The organism is Flavobacterium sp. GQ95, assembly GCF_059758655.1.
The window spans coordinates 197,968-216,295 of record NZ_JCAXEB010000002.1; the positions used below are offsets into that span (position 1 = coordinate 197,968).

General features: G+C 33.1%; 17 protein-coding genes. 13 read left to right on the forward strand and 4 right to left on the reverse strand.

The window, feature by feature from the left end; all coding sequences use genetic code 11:
* Nucleotides 1–29: 29 nt before the first annotated feature.
* The 3 genes from AC6CH4_RS05530 to AC6CH4_RS05540 all read left to right on the forward strand — a co-directional run bounded on the left by AC6CH4_RS05530 (nucleotide 30) and on the right by AC6CH4_RS05540 (nucleotide 2,809).
* Nucleotides 30–920, forward strand: coding sequence for a DUF808 domain-containing protein (locus tag AC6CH4_RS05530; RefSeq protein WP_498100909.1), 891 nt, complete (start codon nucleotides 30–32; stop codon nucleotides 918–920).
* Nucleotides 921–1,305: 385 nt separating this feature from the next.
* Complete coding sequence (locus AC6CH4_RS05535; RefSeq protein ID WP_498100911.1) at nucleotides 1,306–1,716, forward strand: hypothetical protein; 411 nt, start codon at nucleotides 1,306–1,308, stop codon at nucleotides 1,714–1,716.
* 205 nt (nucleotides 1,717–1,921) lie between these two features.
* Nucleotides 1,922–2,809: a carbon-nitrogen hydrolase gene (locus AC6CH4_RS05540; RefSeq protein ID WP_498100913.1), complete on the forward strand. Its 888-nt coding sequence runs from the start codon at nucleotides 1,922–1,924 to the stop codon at nucleotides 2,807–2,809.
* 114 nt (nucleotides 2,810–2,923) lie between these two features.
* On the opposite strand, the gene AC6CH4_RS05545 is transcribed toward AC6CH4_RS05540, so the two are convergent.
* Nucleotides 2,924–4,192, reverse strand: coding sequence for an OmpA family protein (locus AC6CH4_RS05545; RefSeq protein WP_498100915.1), 1,269 nt, complete (start codon nucleotides 4,190–4,192; stop codon nucleotides 2,924–2,926).
* A gap of 211 nt (nucleotides 4,193–4,403) precedes the next feature.
* On the reverse strand, nucleotides 4,404–5,921 hold the full coding sequence (locus AC6CH4_RS05550) for a choice-of-anchor I family protein (RefSeq protein ID WP_498100917.1): 1,518 nt from the start codon (nucleotides 5,919–5,921) through the stop codon (nucleotides 4,404–4,406).
* A 186-nt stretch (nucleotides 5,922–6,107) separates the two neighbouring features.
* On the opposite strand from AC6CH4_RS05550, the gene AC6CH4_RS05555 reads away from it, so the two are divergent.
* Complete coding sequence (locus AC6CH4_RS05555) at nucleotides 6,108–7,148, forward strand: agmatine deiminase family protein (protein WP_498100919.1); 1,041 nt, start codon at nucleotides 6,108–6,110, stop codon at nucleotides 7,146–7,148.
* A gap of 139 nt (nucleotides 7,149–7,287) precedes the next feature.
* Here AC6CH4_RS05555 and fahA read toward each other — a convergent pair whose 3' ends face one another.
* Nucleotides 7,288–8,571, reverse strand: a complete 1,284-nt coding sequence (fahA, locus tag AC6CH4_RS05560; protein ID WP_498100921.1) for a fumarylacetoacetase — start codon at nucleotides 8,569–8,571, stop codon at nucleotides 7,288–7,290.
* Nucleotides 8,572–8,679: 108 nt separating this feature from the next.
* Between fahA and glyA the strand changes: the two genes are divergently transcribed.
* The 5 genes from glyA (at nucleotide 8,680) to AC6CH4_RS05585 (ending at nucleotide 13,057) form a co-directional block, all read left to right on the forward strand.
* Complete coding sequence (gene glyA / locus AC6CH4_RS05565) at nucleotides 8,680–9,954, forward strand: serine hydroxymethyltransferase (protein WP_498100923.1); 1,275 nt, start codon at nucleotides 8,680–8,682, stop codon at nucleotides 9,952–9,954.
* Between the two features lie 113 nt (nucleotides 9,955–10,067).
* Nucleotides 10,068–10,661 (forward strand): MiaE family protein, encoded by a 594-nt coding sequence (locus AC6CH4_RS05570; protein ID WP_007810758.1) that lies wholly within the window; start codon nucleotides 10,068–10,070, stop codon nucleotides 10,659–10,661.
* Between the two features lie 244 nt (nucleotides 10,662–10,905).
* Nucleotides 10,906–11,946: a GMP reductase gene (locus tag AC6CH4_RS05575; RefSeq protein WP_498100925.1), complete on the forward strand. Its 1,041-nt coding sequence runs from the start codon at nucleotides 10,906–10,908 to the stop codon at nucleotides 11,944–11,946.
* A gap of 22 nt (nucleotides 11,947–11,968) precedes the next feature.
* Nucleotides 11,969–12,469, forward strand: a complete 501-nt coding sequence (locus tag AC6CH4_RS05580; RefSeq protein WP_498100927.1) for a GNAT family N-acetyltransferase — start codon at nucleotides 11,969–11,971, stop codon at nucleotides 12,467–12,469.
* Nucleotides 12,470–12,535: 66 nt separating this feature from the next.
* On the forward strand, nucleotides 12,536–13,057 hold the full coding sequence (locus AC6CH4_RS05585; RefSeq protein WP_498100929.1) for a hypothetical protein: 522 nt from the start codon (nucleotides 12,536–12,538) through the stop codon (nucleotides 13,055–13,057).
* A 163-nt stretch (nucleotides 13,058–13,220) separates the two neighbouring features.
* On the opposite strand, the gene AC6CH4_RS05590 is transcribed toward AC6CH4_RS05585, so the two are convergent.
* On the reverse strand, nucleotides 13,221–13,799 hold the full coding sequence (locus AC6CH4_RS05590) for a pentapeptide repeat-containing protein (RefSeq protein WP_498100931.1): 579 nt from the start codon (nucleotides 13,797–13,799) through the stop codon (nucleotides 13,221–13,223).
* 195 nt (nucleotides 13,800–13,994) lie between these two features.
* On the opposite strand from AC6CH4_RS05590, the gene AC6CH4_RS05595 reads away from it, so the two are divergent.
* The 4 genes from AC6CH4_RS05595 (at nucleotide 13,995) to AC6CH4_RS05610 (ending at nucleotide 18,300) form a co-directional block, all read left to right on the forward strand.
* On the forward strand, nucleotides 13,995–15,266 hold the full coding sequence (locus AC6CH4_RS05595; RefSeq protein WP_498100933.1) for a BamA/TamA family outer membrane protein: 1,272 nt from the start codon (nucleotides 13,995–13,997) through the stop codon (nucleotides 15,264–15,266).
* Between the two features lie 154 nt (nucleotides 15,267–15,420).
* On the forward strand, nucleotides 15,421–16,095 hold the full coding sequence (locus AC6CH4_RS05600) for a response regulator transcription factor (protein WP_498100935.1): 675 nt from the start codon (nucleotides 15,421–15,423) through the stop codon (nucleotides 16,093–16,095).
* 1 nt (nucleotide 16,096) lies between these two features.
* A complete protein-coding gene (locus tag AC6CH4_RS05605; RefSeq protein ID WP_498100937.1) occupies nucleotides 16,097–17,500 on the forward strand; it encodes a sensor histidine kinase in 1,404 nt (467 codons plus the stop codon).
* A gap of 77 nt (nucleotides 17,501–17,577) precedes the next feature.
* Nucleotides 17,578–18,300, forward strand: a complete 723-nt coding sequence (locus AC6CH4_RS05610) for an adenine nucleotide alpha hydrolase family protein (protein WP_498100939.1) — start codon at nucleotides 17,578–17,580, stop codon at nucleotides 18,298–18,300.
* Nucleotides 18,301–18,328: the final 28 nt, after the last annotated feature.

An 18,328-nucleotide genomic window follows, 5' to 3' on the forward strand; every position in this document is an offset into this window, starting at 1 on the left:
AAGAGAATCACAAAATAAATACAATTATAATGGCATCAGGTTTTTTCGTACTATTAGATGATATTGCAGCAATTATGGACGATGTTGCAGTAATGAGTAAAGTTGCAGCAAAAAAAACTGCTGGAATTTTAGGAGACGATCTAGCTGTTAATGCCGAAAAAGCATCAGGATTTGCTTCTTCGAGAGAACTTCCGGTATTATGGGCAATCAGTAAAGGATCATTACTCAATAAAGTAATTATTTTACCAATCGCCTTTTTATTAAGTGCTTTTTTTCCAATTGCAATTATTGTAGTTTTAGTTCTTGGTGGTTTGTTTTTGGCTTATGAAGGAGCCGAAAAAATATACGAATTTATATTTCCTCATTCGCATGAAGAATCCGAAGGAATAACGGAAGAAACCTTTACCGAAGAACAAATTCTTGAAATGGAAAAAGGAAAAATAAAATCAGCCATAGTAACTGATTTTATCCTTTCTGTTGAAATAGTAATCATCGCTTTAGGAACCGTAATTGGTAAACCTATTTCACAGCAAATTATAGTAGTTTCTATAATTGCAATTATCGCAACTATCGGCGTTTACGGTATTGTAGCATTAATTGTTCGTATGGACGAGGCAGGTTTTAAGCTTATTCAAATCAGTAGAAAAGAGAAGAGTATTTTGAAATTTATAGGAAACATATTAGTAAGAGCGCTTCCATTAGTGATAAAAGCTTTAACTGTAATTGGTACAATTGCGTTATTATTAGTTGCCGGAGGTATCTTCGTACATTATATTCCATTTTTCCATCATTTATCACCTAAAATTAATCTTCCTGATATTATAAAAGAATTTGTAGTAGGTCTGGCTTTAGGTCTTGTGGTCCTGGTAATAGTAAATTTGATAAAAAAAATACTTCCCAAAAAAGCTGCTAAAGCATAAATTTAAACGGTATTAAAAATATACAAAACATCAGTCGAAAGGCTGGTGTTTTTTTTTGAAGCAGAAAAATCAGTTTCCAAAACAAGACCTGTCCCGCTATTCGCTTGTATCTTTTTATTCGCAGAAAAAGCGAATAAAAAGGATACCGCTCCAAATGAAATTCACTGAACTCCGATGAAAATAAATGCTAAGTGAAGTAATCGGGGCTAGGCTAAAAGTTTTAGCTTCATAAGAAATAATGGTAGTTGCGTAAAATTTTTTCAAGAAGCAATATGTTGATATATAATTGTTTAATCTGTTCTTAAAAATATTTAACATTTTGTGTAAGCAACTAATGCAACGCATTCGCATCTTCATAGTAATTAACAATTAATTATTATTTTATATGAAAAGTTTTAAAATTAAATCAGTTTTAGTAGTATTATTTTTATCAACTGTATTGTTTTCATGCAGTAACGACGATGACAAAGCACCTGCAAAAGAAACCACAAAAAATGCTTTTGCATCAGAAGTTAAAGGTCCGGCCACCGGAAAAGTAAACGACGAATTGAGCTATGAAGTAACTTTTACAGCAGACAATGCTTGTGGAGTATTTAATCAATTTACTGAAGCAACAATTGGAACAGAAAAAGGATTACAAGTTGAAGTAAAATACCCATCTGAAGTTTGTACATTACAAGTTCCAACACCGCAAAAAGCAGTTTACAAATTCAAATCAGCAGTAAAAGGAACTTTTGATATTAAATTTAAAAAATCAGAAACTGAATTTATTACTCAGAAGGTCGTTATTGAATAATACCGTCTTAGGAAATAAAATTTAGGTTTAAAGCCATTTTACAAATATTTAATTCATTTAAAATAGAATCAAATAATTGTAAAATGGTTTTCTTTTTTTAGATCAGTAATTAAAGTGAATAAATATAATCTTTGCGAACTTTGCGATTAATCCCACTTTGTCATTCCTCTAAAAATTACTATTTTTGCACTCTAAATTTTATGTCATGCCGAAAAGAAAATATAAAATAGCCGTTGTTCAGTTAAACCTGAACGACGTAGCCGAAAATAATCTTAAAAAATGTATCAGTTGGGTAAAAGACGCTGCTAATAAAGGAGCAGAAGTAATCCTATTACCAGAATTATATAGCAGTCATTATTTTTGCCAAAGTGAAGATGTAGATAATTTTGCTTTGGCAGAACCATTGTACAGCACTTCCTTTATTGCTTTTAGCGAATTGGCAAAAGAATTAGGAGTAGTTATAATTGTTCCTTTCTTCGAAAAAAGAATGGCCGGAATTTATCATAACAGCGCCTATATTATTGATACTGATGGAACAGAAGCTGGTTTATACCGTAAAATGCACATTCCGGACGATCCTCATTTCTACGAAAAATTCTATTTTACTCCTGGAGATTTAGGTTTTCAGGCTATTGAAACAAAAAAAGGGAAAGTCGGAACACTTATTTGTTGGGATCAATGGTATCCGGAAGCAGCTCGTATCACAGCTTTAAAAGGGGCTGAAGTATTGTTTTATCCAACAGCGATTGGATGGCATCCAAAAGAAAAGGAACAATACGGAGAAAATCAATACGGTGCGTGGATGAATGTAATGAAAGGTCATGCAGTTGCAAATGGTGTTTTCGTTGCAGCGGCTAACCGAATTGGTTTAGAGCAATACATCGAAGGAACTGACGGAATCCAATTTTGGGGAGCATCATTTATAGCAGGACCACAAGGTGAAATTTTAGCACAGGCTTCTCACGATCAGGAAGAAATCCTAATTGCCGAAGTTGATTTGGATTTACAAGAAAATGTACGTCAAAACTGGCCATTCTTCAGAGACAGGAGAATCGATGCTTTTGGTGATATTACAAAAAGAGCAATCGACTAATTAAGTTTTAAAATATAAAAGTAAAAAAGGACAAATGTAAATTTGTCCTTTTTTTATGAAAAAAAAGGCTGTTTCAAATATTTGAAACAGCCTTTTGCAAATTATATATAGAAATTATTTCACTTGGAAAGTAACTCTTCTTACGATTTGACGAGCTTCTTTTGAGTTTTTGTTTACAGAAGTATCTTCTCCGTTAGCAATTACATTCAATCTTGAAGCATCAATTCCAGCATTTGTAGCCACTTTTTTCACTGATTCAGCTCTTTTTCTTGATAATTCAGTGTTGTAACTTGAACTTCCAATTTCGTCAGCATATCCTATGATATCTGCGGTTTTACCTGGATTGTTTTTCAAATATTTCACTAAGAAATCAACACCAGATAACGAAGCATTAGTTGGTTTAGAAGAATTAAAGTCGAAATATACATTTACATATCCACCGTTAATTAACTCTTCTACAGTATTATTTGTTACACTATCGCTGCCGCTGCCTTTTTTGGCGTACGTTTTGTCTAAATAGCTTTCTAATTCATCAGGAACACCATTTTGGTTTGTATCTATAGATTGTCCTTTTGTATTTACAGCAACGCCTGTAATTGAGTTAGGCTCTAAATCATATAAATCAGCTACACCATCTTTGTCTGTATCTAAAAGACCAGTTTCAATTAGTCCAACTCTTTGTTCTAACTCATCATATCTGTCTTCCTCACCAACCCAGTCAGCATGTTTTTCATTTTTACCTAAGTAAAAAGTAAGACCTACTGAAGCGTTTAATAAAACTCCATCAAAAGCCCCGGTTTTTGTAGATCCCATTCCATCAAAATTCCAGTTTTGTTTTCCATTTACAATTCCGGTAAGATCTCCAGTCAAAGCCACTCTATTGCTTAATTTTACCTGGCCAGTTAATCCTAAAATTCCGTGACCTACATAATCCTGCCCACCATATCCTGTTTCAGTACTTATTTGAGCTACACCGATACCACCATGAGCTAAAATACCAATTGTATTAGTCCAGGTTTCAAAATTTAAGGCTCTACCAATATTTACAACACCTTGTAAACTTGCTCTTACGTAACGGCTTTCAAATGCAGGAGTGTCATCTCTTTCTGTAAATTGGTCATATCCAACATCTAGTTTAGCACCAAATTTAGGACTGAACATGTATCTTACACCTAAATCTGCGTGAAACGGATTTAGTGTTGCAGTTTGATAACCTGGTGTCATAGTTCTGGTTGGTTTGTTAACACCACCATTCAATTCGATTGACCATTGATTATAATCAGGTTTATCAATTGAAGTCACAGTTGAAGTTGTTGTCATATCCTGTGCACTTGCTGCGAATGACAGAATTAATAACGATAATGAAGCTAATTTTTTTTTCATGATATTTAAATTTAAGTTGGTTTTTTACTTTGTTTTATTTTAACTCATGACAAAATTATGCTTCGACTTTTAGATTGTGTTGTATATGCTGTTACATAATTCCCACCTTTTAGCTTTTATTTGTGTGTAATTGTTAATGAAATCTAAATTTAAAGCATAAAAAAAGGGCAAAACATTTTATTTTGCCCTTTTCTCAAATTGATGATTGAAACTATTTTAAATCTGGCTGATAGATCTTTATGGTTCCGTCACCTTCGCTACTCACCACTAAAAGACTTCTTTTTGTTGGACTTTTAGAGGCTGGAATAAATAAAACTCCTTCTGGTGCATCTCCTGTTTTTACAGTCTGTAAATATTGTGGAGATGTAGGATTTGTCACATCATACGTCATGAAAACGTCAGATCTTTCTAAACCTACAAACAAAATATTCTGATTTCCCATTTTAACTACTTTCACTGCTTCTGGCTCAGAACCTTTATCATCACTACGTTTATCATCATAAGCTCCCAGCTCCTGACTTTTTTTGTCTGCATCATTTTTGCTGTCATAAACAATTTTTCCAGTGTTTCCATTCCAAATAGAGAAAGAACGAGCTCCAAAACTTATCATTTCGTCCAAATCTCCATCACCATCTGCATCTCCCATATCAGCAACAAGATTTAATCTTCCTAAATTTGGTTCTAATTTTAAAGTGGCAGCATCAGGAAAAACAGTTGCGTCCAGTTTCATGTCTTTCATTCTTTTAACATCAGTATAAGCTGTGTATTCTCTTGTATCACCTTCGTTAGCTGTTACAAAATAAGAAACATTATTAGCAGAAAAGTGACTAATAGCATCTGGCATAAACATACCTTTTAGTTTCCATGGACTAAAGGCTACTTTATCATCTTTATCACTTACATCAATAGCGTTGTCAGCTGTATTGTAATCTTTAAATCCTAAAGGATAAATGGCAGTAATAGTTTTTGAAGCTAAATCTACTTTGGCAACACCATTATTCTCTTGCAGAGTTACCCAAGCTGTTTTAGAATCATCTGATATAGTAATGTATTCTGGTTCAATATCCTGTGCAAAACTTTTTGCATAAGATGAAACTCTGAATCCGTCTTTTTTCAAAGTCGCTGCCTGAGAGCTGAAAGATGCAAAATCTAATGTTGTAGCAGTGTAAGTGCTTGTTTCAATAATAGAAATTGTTCCGTTTGGATCTTGAGAATAATCGGTATTTGGTTCACCTTCATTAGCAGTCATAAGATATTTGCCGTCAGGCGAAAAAGTAATCATATCCGGCAATGCGCCTACCGTTACTTGTTTAATTAAACTATAATCTGAAGTATTAAAAATTACAACTTTTCCGTTTCCTTGTTTATTTGTGGTTGATTCTAAAGCAACAGCTAATTTTCCGTCAAAGACATCAACACTATTCGAAGCTCCTTCGTAAGGAGTTAGATCAATTTTACCAATTTTAACTGGCTTAGTAGGATCTGAAATATCAATTACATCAATTTGATTCGTTCCGCTATTGTTTACCGTAAAAAGTCTTTTTGTTTTTTCATCATAGGTAGAAATTTCTGCTGCTGCTTCACCACCAATAGTGATAGAGCCAATTTCTTTAAAAGTAGCAGGATTTTCGTTTACTACAACTTCTGGTTCATTGTTTGAATTTTCGTCATTATTACAACTCGTCATAATTAAAAGAGCGGTTAATAGTGAGATAGTTACTTTTTTCATTTTATTAGTTTTTAGTTTCGCCAAAAGTAATTAGCAGATCTTGGCTGCATATTAAGCCTTCATTATTTAATCTTTAACTTAATTTATGACAGATATTTTGGCTTAATTCTGGTGGATTTCCAACAGACTGTTTTATAATCCTTTTGAATGATTATCTTTGTACTCTTTCAAATTTAGAACCTCTTTATGTCAACAAGTAATAGAAGATTTCCAGCAGAATGGGAAAAACAACAAGGAATTGTTTTATGTTTTCCGCACAATGGTAATGATTGGCCAGGAAAATACGAAGCTGTTCAATGGGCTTTTGTAGAATTTATTAAAAAAGTAGCCACTTTTGAAACTGTTTTTTTGGTCGTAGCTGATGAAAAACTGAAAGAAAAAGTAAATGAAATGCTAGAAAGAGCACGTGTTAATCTTACGAATGTTTCTTTCATAATTCATAAAACAAACAGAAGCTGGATGCGTGATTCCGGACCAATTATTGTAAAAAATGGTTCAAAAAGAGAAGCCTTGAATTTCAATTTTAATGGTTGGGCAAAATATAAAAACTATCAATTAGATAAATTTGTTCCGGGCAAAATTGCCGATTTTATTGATGTTCCGTTAACACAGGTTATGTATAAGGGAAAACCAGTAATTGTTGAAGGCGGTGCAATTGATGTAAACGGAAAAGGAACTTTACTAACTTCTGAGGAATGTTTAATGCATCCGACAATTCAGGTTAGAAATAAAAATTTCACAAAAGAAGATTACGAAGCTGTTTTTAAAGAATATCTTGGAGTTACAAACGTAATTTGGTTGGGTGACGGAATAGAAGGGGACGATACACACGGTCATATAGATGATTTATGCCGATTTGTAAATGAAGATACAATCGTAACTATTGTTGAAACAGATAGAAATGATTCAAACTACAAACCATTACAGGATAATCTTAAACGCTTGCAAAATGCAAAACTAGAAGACGGAAAATCTCCAACAATTGTTGCATTGCCAATGCCAAAACGTGTCGATTTTGAAGATTTAAGGTTGCCGGCAAGCTACGCTAACTTCTTAATTCTAAATAAATGTGTTTTAGTACCAACGTTTAACGATAGCAATGATCGTGTGGCTTTAAACATATTATCAGAATGTTTCCCTGATCGTGAAGTAATAGGAATCAGTTGTATTGATTTTATCTGGGGATTCGGAACATTACATTGTTTAAGCCAGCAGATTCCGGCTTAGTTAATAGCCACGAAGGCACAAAACCACGAAGTTTTTAAACTATAATCTTGGCAAAAGAACAAATAAAAAAGCTTGTTAGAACTAACTAACAAGCTTTTTTATTTATATACATTAACAATTAATGTGTTTTATCTTCTCTTCATGGTCTGATAAAAGGAGGCAATAATTGACTGCAAACTTCTCCAAAACCGATTCTTACTTCTGCATTTTCACAAAAACCCTTGATGATTACCGTGTCATTATCTTCGATAAATTTACGTTCGCTGCCATCTTTTAATTTTATCGGATTTTTTCCTCCCCAGGTCAATTCTAACATAGAGCCAAAACTATCAGGAGTTGGACCGGAAATAGTTCCTGAACCCATCATATCGCCAGAATTTACACGACATCCGTTTGAGGTATGATGTGCTAATTGCTGTGCCATAGACCAATATAAATACTTGAAGTTTGATTTTGACACTACAGTTTCTTCCTGATCTTCAGGTTGTATTGAAACTTCTAAATGAATATCAAATGTCTTTTTCCCTTTAGTTTGTAAATAAGGAAGCGGAGACGGATCTTGTTTTGGTCCTTTAGTTCTAAAAGGTTCCAAAGCATCCATTGTTACAATCCATGGAGAAATTGAGGTTGCAAAGTTTTTAGCTAAGAAGGGGCCAAGAGGTACATATTCCCATTTCTGGATATCGCGCGCGCTCCAGTCATTCAATAAAACCATTCCGAAAATATAATCTTCAGCTTCGTAAGTTGGGATATTTTCTCCCATTACATTAACATCAGTCGTGATAAAAGCAGTTTCTAATTCAAAATCTACTAAACGAGATGGCCCAAAAACAGGATATTTTTCTCCAGCTGGTAAAGTTTGTCCCATTGGTCGGTGTACCGGAATTCCTGAGGGAACAATAGTAGAGCTTCTTCCGTGGTAACCAACGGGAATGTGCAACCAGTTTGGTAATAAAGCATTTTCAGGATCACGGAACATTTTTCCAACGTTCGTAGCATGTTCTTTACTAGAATAAAAATCAGTGTAATCACCAATTAATACAGGTAATTGCATCTCTACATCATCAATTTTAAAAATAACAATATCGCGATCTTTTGTTGAATCTCTAAGTTGTGGGTTGGTAGCATCAAATATGTCTGCGATACGGTTTCGAACCAAACGCCATGTTTTTTTTCCGTCAGAAATAAAATCATTTAGCGTGTCCTGCATGAACATATCATCAGTTAAATCTATTCCTTCAAAATAGTTTAATTGTTGTAAAGCCCCTAAATCTATAGCGTAATCGCCAATTCTTGTTCCTACTGTAACGACATTTTCTTTAGTAAGAAATACACCGAAAGGAATATTCTGTATAGGGAAGTCACTATTTTCTGGTACTTCTAACCATGATTTTCTTTTGGTATCGTTTGCGGTTATTGGCATGTGTATGTTAATTATTTGTTGAAAAATTCTATGTCAAATATATCATAATCTAACAGTATCACAAACGTTTTTTTGTATTTTTGCATCAAATTAACGAAAAACGAAAAAATGCAACGCGACGAACAAATTTTTGACCTTATACTAGAGGAACAAGACAGACAAATTCACGGATTAGAACTTATCGCTTCTGAGAACTTTGTAAGCGACGAAGTAATGGAAGCAGCTGGTTCTGTTTTAACTAATAAATATGCTGAGGGATATCCTGGCAAAAGATACTACGGCGGTTGCGAAGTAGTTGACGTTATTGAGCAAATTGCAATTGACAGAGCTAAAGAATTATTTGGTGCTGAATACGCAAACGTACAGCCTCACTCAGGTTCTCAGGCAAATACAGCCGTTTACCATGCCTGTTTAAATCCTGGTGATACTATTTTAGGTTTCGATTTATCTCACGGTGGCCACTTAACTCACGGTTCTCCTGTAAACTTTTCAGGTCGTTTATATCGTCCTGTTTTTTACGGTGTTGATGCTGAAACTGGTCGTTTAGATTATGATAAAATTCAGGAAATTGCAACTAAAGAACAACCAAAATTAATCATCGCGGGAGCTTCTGCTTATTCTCGTGATATGGATTTTGCACGTTTCAGAGAAATTGCTGACAGCGTAGGAGCAATCTTATTTGCTGATATTTCTCACCCTGCAGGTTTAATTGCTAAAGGATTGATGAATGACCCAATTCCACATTGTCATATTGTTTCTACAACAACTCACAAAACTTTACGTGGACCACGCGGAGGTTTGATTTTGATGGGGAAAGATTTTGAAAACCCACAAGGTTTGAAAACTCCAAAAGGAGAAATCAGAATGATGTCATCTTTATTAGATCTTGCTGTTTTTCCAGGAAATCAAGGTGGACCTTTAATGCACATTATCGCTGCTAAAGCGGTTGCTTTTGGTGAAGCATTAAAAGATGAGTTCTTTACATACGCTATGCAATTGCAAAAAAATGCAAATGCTATGGCAGATGCTTTTGTAAAAAGAGGATACCAAATTATCTCTGGAGGAACTGATAATCACATGATGCTTATTGACTTAAGAAATAAAAATATTTCTGGTAAAGAAGCGGAGAATGCATTAGTAAAAGCTGAAATTACAGTAAATAAAAATATGGTTCCTTTTGATGATAAATCACCATTTATCACGTCTGGAATTCGTGTTGGAACAGCTGCAATCACAACTCGTGGTTTAGTTGAAGAAGATATGGAAACTATCGTAGCTTTAATCGATAAAGTATTGGCTGATCATACAAATGAAGCAGTTATCGAAGAAGTAGCTAACGAAGTAAACGAAATGATGAGCGAAAGACCGATTTTCGTATACTAAAATCAGTCATAAAGTCTTAAAGTCGAAGGTCGAAAGTCTTGAAATAGAATATTAATTCTATTTTAGTTTTGATCTTCGACTTTTTTTGACTTTCTAACTTTAAGACTTAAAAGATGGGCGTACTAAGATTACAACTTCCAACAGACCCGAGATGGGTAAATATTGTAGAAAAAAATATTGAGGAAATCTTGACCGATCACGCTTGGTGCGAGCAAAAAGCAGCAACAAACGCAATCACTATAATTACAAACAACTCTGAACATCAGGATTTAGTGAAAGATTTATTGGCTTTAGCCAAAGAAGAAATCGATCATTTTGAACAGGTTCATAATATAATCATCAAAAGAGGATTGAAATTAGGACGCGAGCGTAAAGACGATTATGTAAATGAATTGTATTTATATATGAAGAAAAGCGGGGACGGAAGCCGTGTTTCTGGTTTGGTAGAAAGATTATTATTCTCTGCCATGATTGAAGCCAGAAGTTGCGAACGTTTTAAAGTCTTATCTGAAAATATTCAGGATGAAGAATTAGCTGTTTTCTATAGAGAATTAATGGAAAGCGAAGCCGGACATTATACAACGTTCATTACTTACGCAAGAAAATACGGAGTTGGAATCGATGTTGAAAAACGCTGGAGAGAATGGCTTGCTTACGAAGAATCAATCATTTCGAATTACGGAAAAGGAGAAACTATTCACGGATAGTTTAATTTAAATTCCAATTTTTAAATTCCAAATTCCAAAATTGGAACCTAAACTTCGTGAACCTTTGTGCAATCTTGGTGAGTCTCTGTGAAATTTCCATGGGTTACTGTGGAATTTATAAATAATCTAAAATCAACAATCTAAAATGTAATTTTGTTGATAAATGGATGATTAGTTTTCTATTGATTTTAAAGACGCCATTTTCAAAATTAATATCTTTGAGAGTAACAGAAAATTTAAAGCCATGAGAATAGAAACTGATCTGAAATTGGGATTTAAAGATGTAATGATTCGTCCGAAAAGATCAACACTAAAAAGTCGATCTGAAGTCTCTCTGGAACGAAATTTTAAATTTTTGCATAGCACTACAATCTGGATAGGAATTCCGATTATGGCTGCCAATATGGATACCGTTGGAACTTTTGAAATGGCTAAAGTTTTGGCCAAAGAAAAGCTCTTTACAGCTATTCATAAACACTATTCGCCTCAGGAATGGAACGATTTTTTAAAAGGTCAACCAGAAGATTTCTACGATTATATTGCCATAAGTACGGGAACGGGCAAGGAAGATTTTGCTAAAATCGGGCAAGTTATAACAGCAAATCCTTTACTTAAATTCATTTGTATTGATGTGGCTAACGGTTACTCCGAGCATTTTGTTCAGTTTTTAAAACAAACCCGTAAACAATATCCGGATAAAGTTATTATTGCCGGAAATGTAGTTACAGGCGAAATGGTTGAAGAATTGCTTTTGGCTGGAGCCGACATAGTAAAAGTTGGAATTGGTCCCGGATCTGTTTGTACAACCCGTGTAAAAACTGGTGTTGGATATCCACAACTTTCAGCGATTATCGAATGCGCTGATGCCGCTCACGGCTTAGGCGGACATATTATTAGTGACGGTGGATGCAGTACTCCAGGTGATGTAGCCAAAGCATTTGGGGCAGGTTCTGATTTTGTTATGCTTGGCGGAATGTTAGCCGGACATACGGAGAGTGGAGGAGAGTTAATCGAAATTAGCGGCGAAAAATTCAAACAATTTTACGGAATGAGTTCAACAACCGCCATGGATAAACATGTAGGTGGTGTGGCAGAATACAGAGCAAGCGAAGGAAAAACAGTTGAGGTTCCTTTTAAAGGTAAAGTAATTAATACAGTTTTGGATATTTTGGGAGGATTGAGAAGCGCTTGTACTTATGTTGGTGCTTCACGTTTAAAAGAACTCACCAAACGAACTACTTTTATACGAGTTAGCGAACAGGAAAATCAGGTTTTTACTAAATAATAAAAAGCATTTTAAATACAATATGATTACAATTTCAGAAGCAGCTATTAGTGATATTAAACAAATTCAAAATATAGTACATATAACCTGGCCAATTACTTATGGTGAAATTCTATCAAAAAAACAATTGGATTATATGTTAGATCTTTTTTATTCTGATGAAGCGCTAACCCTTCAATACAATAAAAAAGAGCAATTATTTTATATGATTTATGAAGGTGAAACTAATTTAGGCTTTATCGGAATAGAACATAACTACAGTGATAAAGCTTTAACCAAAATTCATAAAATATACCTTTTGCCTGAAACACAAGGAAAGGGAATAGGTAAAAAGGTTATAGATGAAATAGCTGAACTAGCTTTAGATAATAATTCAACATCATTAATTTTAAATGTAAACCGATTTAATACTGCTTTAGGTTTTTATAAAAAAATAGGTTTTGAAATCGTTGATGAAGTCAATATTGATATTGGAAAAGGATATTTGATGGAAGATTATGTGATGAAGAAAGGTTTAAACTAATCTTTTAAAAGTAATTTTTTACTTGTTAATTTTTATTTTAAATTTGTCAGAAAATGATTGATTTAAATGAAAGAGATAATTTTAGGAATAGTATTTAGTATTATTACAGGAGTAATTTCATCTTATTTGTTTTTGATGTACTTTCTAAATAAAAAAAGAGTGAAGATTGAGATTTCATCCTATATCAGTAAAGTAACTTTTGAAGGGCAAACGAACTACTTTTTTAAGTTTATAAATAAAACAAATTCTGAAATATTTGATATTAGAATTGAACCTACCTTTTATAAACAAGTAGGAGGTGTTGGCGGAATGAACATTCAGGGAAAAGATATTCCCTTAAAGGATAATTTTATTTCATATATTCCTTGCAAGAAAAAGAGCGATGCAAACAGTTTACACGCTACAAGGGTTAGAACAACGGAAGATCTTGAATCTAATTGGAGGGATACATCATCATATATAAGGCTCACTGTAATTGCAAAACACTCTTTATCTGGTTTTACAGATATATTTGTGAAAGATTTTTATTCAAAGGATGCAATTACAACTAGAAAATTTAAGACAGGCGATAATCTAGATGTTGTGTAAGTTTTAACATATTAAACTTGTTAGCATTCTAAATATTTAATAATATTGCTATATAATTAATTTAAAATTATTTATCATGAAAAGAGACGTTATAGTAGGGTAATTTCCTAAGCAAAAAAATATATTAATCATAGCCAGTTTTATACTGGCTTTTTTTATTTCATTAAGTCACAATCACATCATGCTTAAACAACAACCCCTTCAATTCTTTCAAAGCAAAAACAGCTTTTTTCAATTTCGTTTTTGAAGGATCAATCGTGTAATTGTAACTGGTTCTAAAGTCGGCTTTGTTGGCAATTGCTTTGTCAAACTCAGAACGGTATAAATCACAATTATCAAAAAGAACACTTGTAAGGTCTGTGGACATAAAATCTACGGCAATTAAGCTGCAATTGGTAAAAGTTGTGCCTTTGATTTTTAAGGTATAAAACTTCGAAAAATCCAGTATGCAATCGTAAAAATTAACTTCAAATATTAATTTATCGCACATTGCAAAATTGACTTCTTTAATTTCGCATCGATTAAAAGTGGCTGTTCTAAAGGCTACATAATTGATTTTGGTTTCATTAAAGATGCAGTCGTTAAAAATACAATCAATAAAGGTAACGGCTAAAAAAGTACAGGCAGAAAAGTTGCAGTTATTAAAAACACAACATTCAAAATCTTTGAAATTAAGACTGTCTCTGTCATAAACAATACTATCATATTCTTTATCAAGAAAATATTCAGACTCTTTTTTCAATGTTGTTTTTTGATGATTATTTGAGAGTGAAAAGATAATAATTACCCCAATAATTGACGTCTTTTAAATCATCTATTTTTAAATTGTTGTAAAATTTTTCATTTTAATTTAAAAGAATATTCGGCTAAAATGTTGAAAATAAGGCTTATATTTACAATAAGATTGAACCGTTATTTCAAAAAATAAAACTTTAAGATGGTAAAATTTTTAAAAAATAATCGCTTCCCGAAGAAATTTAAAATCTTAGGATTGTTATTTTTTATACATTTTGCTTCTATTGCCCAAACCGATTCTATTACTTCTGAACTTTGTCCTCCCAAAACAATATTAGAAATCTTCAAAAAGAAAGATTCTATTTATGTTGTTAAACCCATAAAAAACAGCTTCTTTTTAATTATTCCGGCAATAGGTTCTCAGCCTGCCACAGGATTCTTCTACGGAGCGGTCGCTCAATATACTTTTAAGGGAAAAGAAAAAGCTGATAAATATTCGATCGCAAATCTTGGAATAACCTACACCACAAAAAAGCAATGGCTGGTGAATGTCAAAAACAATATTTTATTAAAAAATAATAAGATCTTCTTAAGCGGTGATTATCGATTGTATATATTTTCGCAACCCAACTACGGTTTAGGTACAAATATTATTCCGCCCGCTCGGGACAAGGAACCCGGCTTCAGTATTGATTCAATTGCACAAGCTATGGATTATAATTATTTTAAATTTCATCAGGCTGCTTCTTTTGAAGTAAGGAAGAATTTTTATGTTGGCGGCGGAATCAATATTGATTGGTATTCAAGTATTGTAGATAAAGAGCTGGATTTGGCGAACGGAAAAACCACATATCATTATGACTATAGTCAAAAGTACGGATTTAATAATTTGGAATATTTTTTGACTGGTGTTAGTCTAAATTTGGTATACGATTCCAGGGATAATCAGGTTAATGCAAGTCGCGGATGGTTTGCGAACTTAAATTATCGTATTAATCCAGTATTGTTTAAAAATCAGGAAAATAGTAATGTTCTTTATGCGGAGTATCGCAACTTTATTCCGCTTTCTCAAAAAAATGAACGTTATATTTTGGCACTTTGGACCTATGGACAATTTGTGACGAGTGGAAAAGTTCCTTATTTAAATTTACCGGCAATTGGGTGGGATCAGCGTAGTCGAAGCGGAGAAGGATATACACAGGGATTATTCAGAGGAACAAACTTAGTCTATCTGGCTAGTGAATTCAGGTTTCCAATTACCTGCAATCAAATGTTCAGCGGAGTTGTATTTACGAATTTTGTAACAACAAGTAATCCGGATACTAATACAAAACTCTTTCAATCCGTTCAGCCTGCTGCCGGTGTAGGTTTGAGAATTTTAATAGATAAAGCAACCCGAACCAATTTGATTGTTGATCAGGCTTGGGGAAATAGTTCTAAAGGCTTTTATTTAAATGCTGGTGAAACCTTTTAAAATAAGACTTCGTTGTTATTGTATCTATTAATAACGAGAACTTCATTTTTTCCGCTTCAAAATTGATTTCTTCATAATTAATTCATAATTATAAATTATTGTGGTTTCTATTTTAATCTCAATTGTTATTTTTGTTAATAATACCTGTATTTAAATGAAATTACTCATAGTCGAAGACGAACCAAATCTGTTGTCCATTTTACGCAAAGGATTCGCTGAAAACAATAATGATGTCAGCGTTGCTCTTGATGGTAAAACGGCTTTAGAAATGATTGAGAACTATACTTTTGATGTGGTAATTTTAGATGTAATGTTGCCCGATATTAACGGAATCGAAATTTGCAGAAGACTGCGTGCCAATAAAAATTTTGTTCCTGTTTTGCTTTTGACGGCACTTGGAACTTCAGAAAATATTGTAACAGGATTAAATGCCGGTGCAGATGACTATGTCGTAAAACCCTTTAAATTTGGTGAGCTCGATGCGAGAGTTAACGCGCTGTACCGAAGAGCCAATCAGGAAACTGAAAAAGTGGATTCCATAATAATTAGCGATTTAGAAATAAACAGCAAATCTAAAACCGTTAAAAGAAACGGAGAATCGATTGTTTTAACTGCAAAGGAATTTAAGCTACTGTATTATTTAGCCAAAAATAGTGGCAGAATCGTATCCCGTGACCAGATTTTAGATAATGTGTGGGATATCAATTTTGATATGAATACCAATGTTGTCGATGTTTACATCAATTATTTAAGAAAAAAAATAGACAAACCTTTTGCAACCAAACTGATTCATACCATGAAGGGGTTAGGTTATGTTATACAGCCATAAAATGGATATAAGAAAAAAAATTACTTTTACTTATGTTGCCCTTTCTACTTTTAGTACACTTTTATTGTGTGTTCTAGTTTTTGTGTTGTTTCGCGAAAATAATAGATATCATTTTTTAAAACGTTTAGAAGACAGAGCTAAAATTGTGGCTTCAATTCATTTTCAGAAAGATCCTGAAAAAATAAAATACTATAGTAATCTTAAAAAAAATGGACTGGAAGAACTTATTGAGGAAGAAGAATATGTTCTTAAAATAAACAGCGCTAACAGCTTTGAGTATAATACTAAATTAAATTTACCCAACAAGTTTTACTCCAATATTCTGGAAACCGGAAAGGATTATTTTGAAATTAACAGCAAGTATTACTTAGGTCAGGTTTTTACAGAAAATAATCAAAAATATATTGTAATTGTTGGCGCACGCGACCGCAGAGGAAAAACAACAACAATATATATTGTGAAAATATTGCTTTTTGGCGGAATCGGATTTGTGATTCTGGCCTTCTTTTTAGGTCGTTTTCTCGCAAAACGTGTTATTAACCCAGTAGCAAGAATTATAAAAGAAGTAAACCGAATCAGTGCTTCTAATCTTCATAACAGATTGCCTGACGTTAAGAATTCTGATGAAATTTCAGATCTTACGCATACTTTTAATGACATGTTGGACCGATTAGAAACGTCGTTTGAAATTCAGGCGAACTTTATCAATAATGCTTCCCACGAATTAAAAACACCGATTACAACGATTATTGCGGAATCTGAAATTATGCTTTTAAAAGAAAGGGAAGTTCCGGAATACATTCAATCTTTAGAAAATATTTATAGTCAGGCCTCAAGATTAGGAAATCTAACCGAGAGTTTACTAAAATTAACTCAAACTGGTTATGACGGAAAAAAACAGGTTCTCGATATTGCCAGAATTGATGAATTATTAATGGATGTAAAATCGGATTTAGATAAAATTTATCCGGACAACCGTGTTAGTATTAAACTTAATTTTGCTCCAAAAGATTCTAATTTGTTTTTAATTCCGTGCAACAAACCTCTTTTAGAATTAGCAATCAATAATATCATTACAAACGGAGTAAAATATTCTGATAATAATGAAGTATTTGTTACGCTATCTGCCAATAAAGACTGGATTAAAATTGCTATTAACGATATTGGAATCGGAATTCCCCCAGAAGATATTCCGCACTTATATGAACCTTTTTTCAGAGGGAAAATTGCAGCTAAATATATTGGTTACGGTTTAGGTCTTCCTTTGGCCTCTAAAATTATACGAATGCACGATGGTGAAATACAAGTGCAATCGGAACAAAACAAGGGAACTATTGTAACGATCATTTTTAAGAAAGAGATCGCTAAAAAAGCCAACATTAGAATTTCTAATGTTGAATCTTAGGAAATTCTAATTTTACTTTAAGATCCGTCTAATTTAAGAGGAGTTATTTTGTATGTATAAACTAAACAATTATACATATGAAAAATTTCCTTATACCAACGACTTTAGAAGAAGATACGATCAGCGCTGTAAAATCGGCTATTAATCAGGCAAGAAATACCAATTGCGAGATTATTTTAATGATGGTTTCAGATACTCCTGATACTTTTTCATCTTCACAATTTTTGCGCGAAATGAGAGTTAGCCTAACTTCAAGTCAGGAAGTAGTTCTTGAAACTTGCAGATATATTATAGAGCATACCCCAAACTGCAAAATTAAAATTCATAATCAATACGGACTTTCGGCTCCAATTTTTAAAGGAATTACTGAAGCTTTTGATGTGAAATTGATTGTTTTGACGCAATCTTATAAACAAGAAACAAAACGAGTTCATCAATATTTGATGCAATTGGCCGGAAATCAAAAATGCCCGATTTTACATTTAGGGAACGAGCAATTTAAAGAAGATTTTAATAAAGCACTTTATATCGAGAACGCTAGCGGTAATATGCATGTTAAAGATATTCAGCAGTATCTAAGTGAAAATTTTTCATTTGAGATCGTAAGCCAGACTTCCAATTTTGATGACAACTACGAAGCATTTGCACCTTATTTGTCAGAAGCTATTACAAAATACGACATCGATTTGTTAGTAGAAACACGTAAAAGCGAAAAAATCAAATTCAAAAAAAATAAAAAAGAAAATAGCAACGATAGATTGGGACTTCCTGTTTTGTCGCTATACGAAGAATTAGCATAAGCTACATCGCTTCAAAATAAATACAAAT

Bases quoted from the DNA above. Each gene is read 5' to 3' on its own strand.
- AC6CH4_RS05530 (WP_498100909.1), top strand. From the start codon at position 30: ATGGCATCAGGTTTTTTCGTACTATTAGATGATATTGCAGCAATTATG.
- AC6CH4_RS05535 (WP_498100911.1), top strand. From the start codon at position 1,306: ATGAAAAGTTTTAAAATTAAATCAGTTTTAGTAGTATTATTTTTATCA.
- AC6CH4_RS05540 (WP_498100913.1), top strand. From the start codon at position 1,922: ATGCCGAAAAGAAAATATAAAATAGCCGTTGTTCAGTTAAACCTGAAC.
- AC6CH4_RS05545 (WP_498100915.1), bottom strand. From the start codon at position 4,192: ATGAAAAAAAAATTAGCTTCATTATCGTTATTAATTCTGTCATTCGCA.
- AC6CH4_RS05550 (WP_498100917.1), bottom strand. From the start codon at position 5,921: ATGAAAAAAGTAACTATCTCACTATTAACCGCTCTTTTAATTATGACG.
- AC6CH4_RS05555 (WP_498100919.1), top strand. From the start codon at position 6,108: ATGTCAACAAGTAATAGAAGATTTCCAGCAGAATGGGAAAAACAACAA.
- fahA (WP_498100921.1), bottom strand. From the start codon at position 8,571: ATGCCAATAACCGCAAACGATACCAAAAGAAAATCATGGTTAGAAGTA.
- glyA (WP_498100923.1), top strand. From the start codon at position 8,680: ATGCAACGCGACGAACAAATTTTTGACCTTATACTAGAGGAACAAGAC.
- AC6CH4_RS05570 (WP_007810758.1), top strand. From the start codon at position 10,068: ATGGGCGTACTAAGATTACAACTTCCAACAGACCCGAGATGGGTAAAT.
- AC6CH4_RS05575 (WP_498100925.1), top strand. From the start codon at position 10,906: ATGAGAATAGAAACTGATCTGAAATTGGGATTTAAAGATGTAATGATT.
- AC6CH4_RS05580 (WP_498100927.1), top strand. From the start codon at position 11,969: ATGATTACAATTTCAGAAGCAGCTATTAGTGATATTAAACAAATTCAA.
- AC6CH4_RS05585 (WP_498100929.1), top strand. From the start codon at position 12,536: ATGAAAGAGATAATTTTAGGAATAGTATTTAGTATTATTACAGGAGTA.
- AC6CH4_RS05595 (WP_498100933.1), top strand. From the start codon at position 13,995: ATGGTAAAATTTTTAAAAAATAATCGCTTCCCGAAGAAATTTAAAATC.
- AC6CH4_RS05600 (WP_498100935.1), top strand. From the start codon at position 15,421: ATGAAATTACTCATAGTCGAAGACGAACCAAATCTGTTGTCCATTTTA.
- AC6CH4_RS05605 (WP_498100937.1), top strand. From the start codon at position 16,097: ATGGATATAAGAAAAAAAATTACTTTTACTTATGTTGCCCTTTCTACT.
- AC6CH4_RS05610 (WP_498100939.1), top strand. From the start codon at position 17,578: ATGAAAAATTTCCTTATACCAACGACTTTAGAAGAAGATACGATCAGC.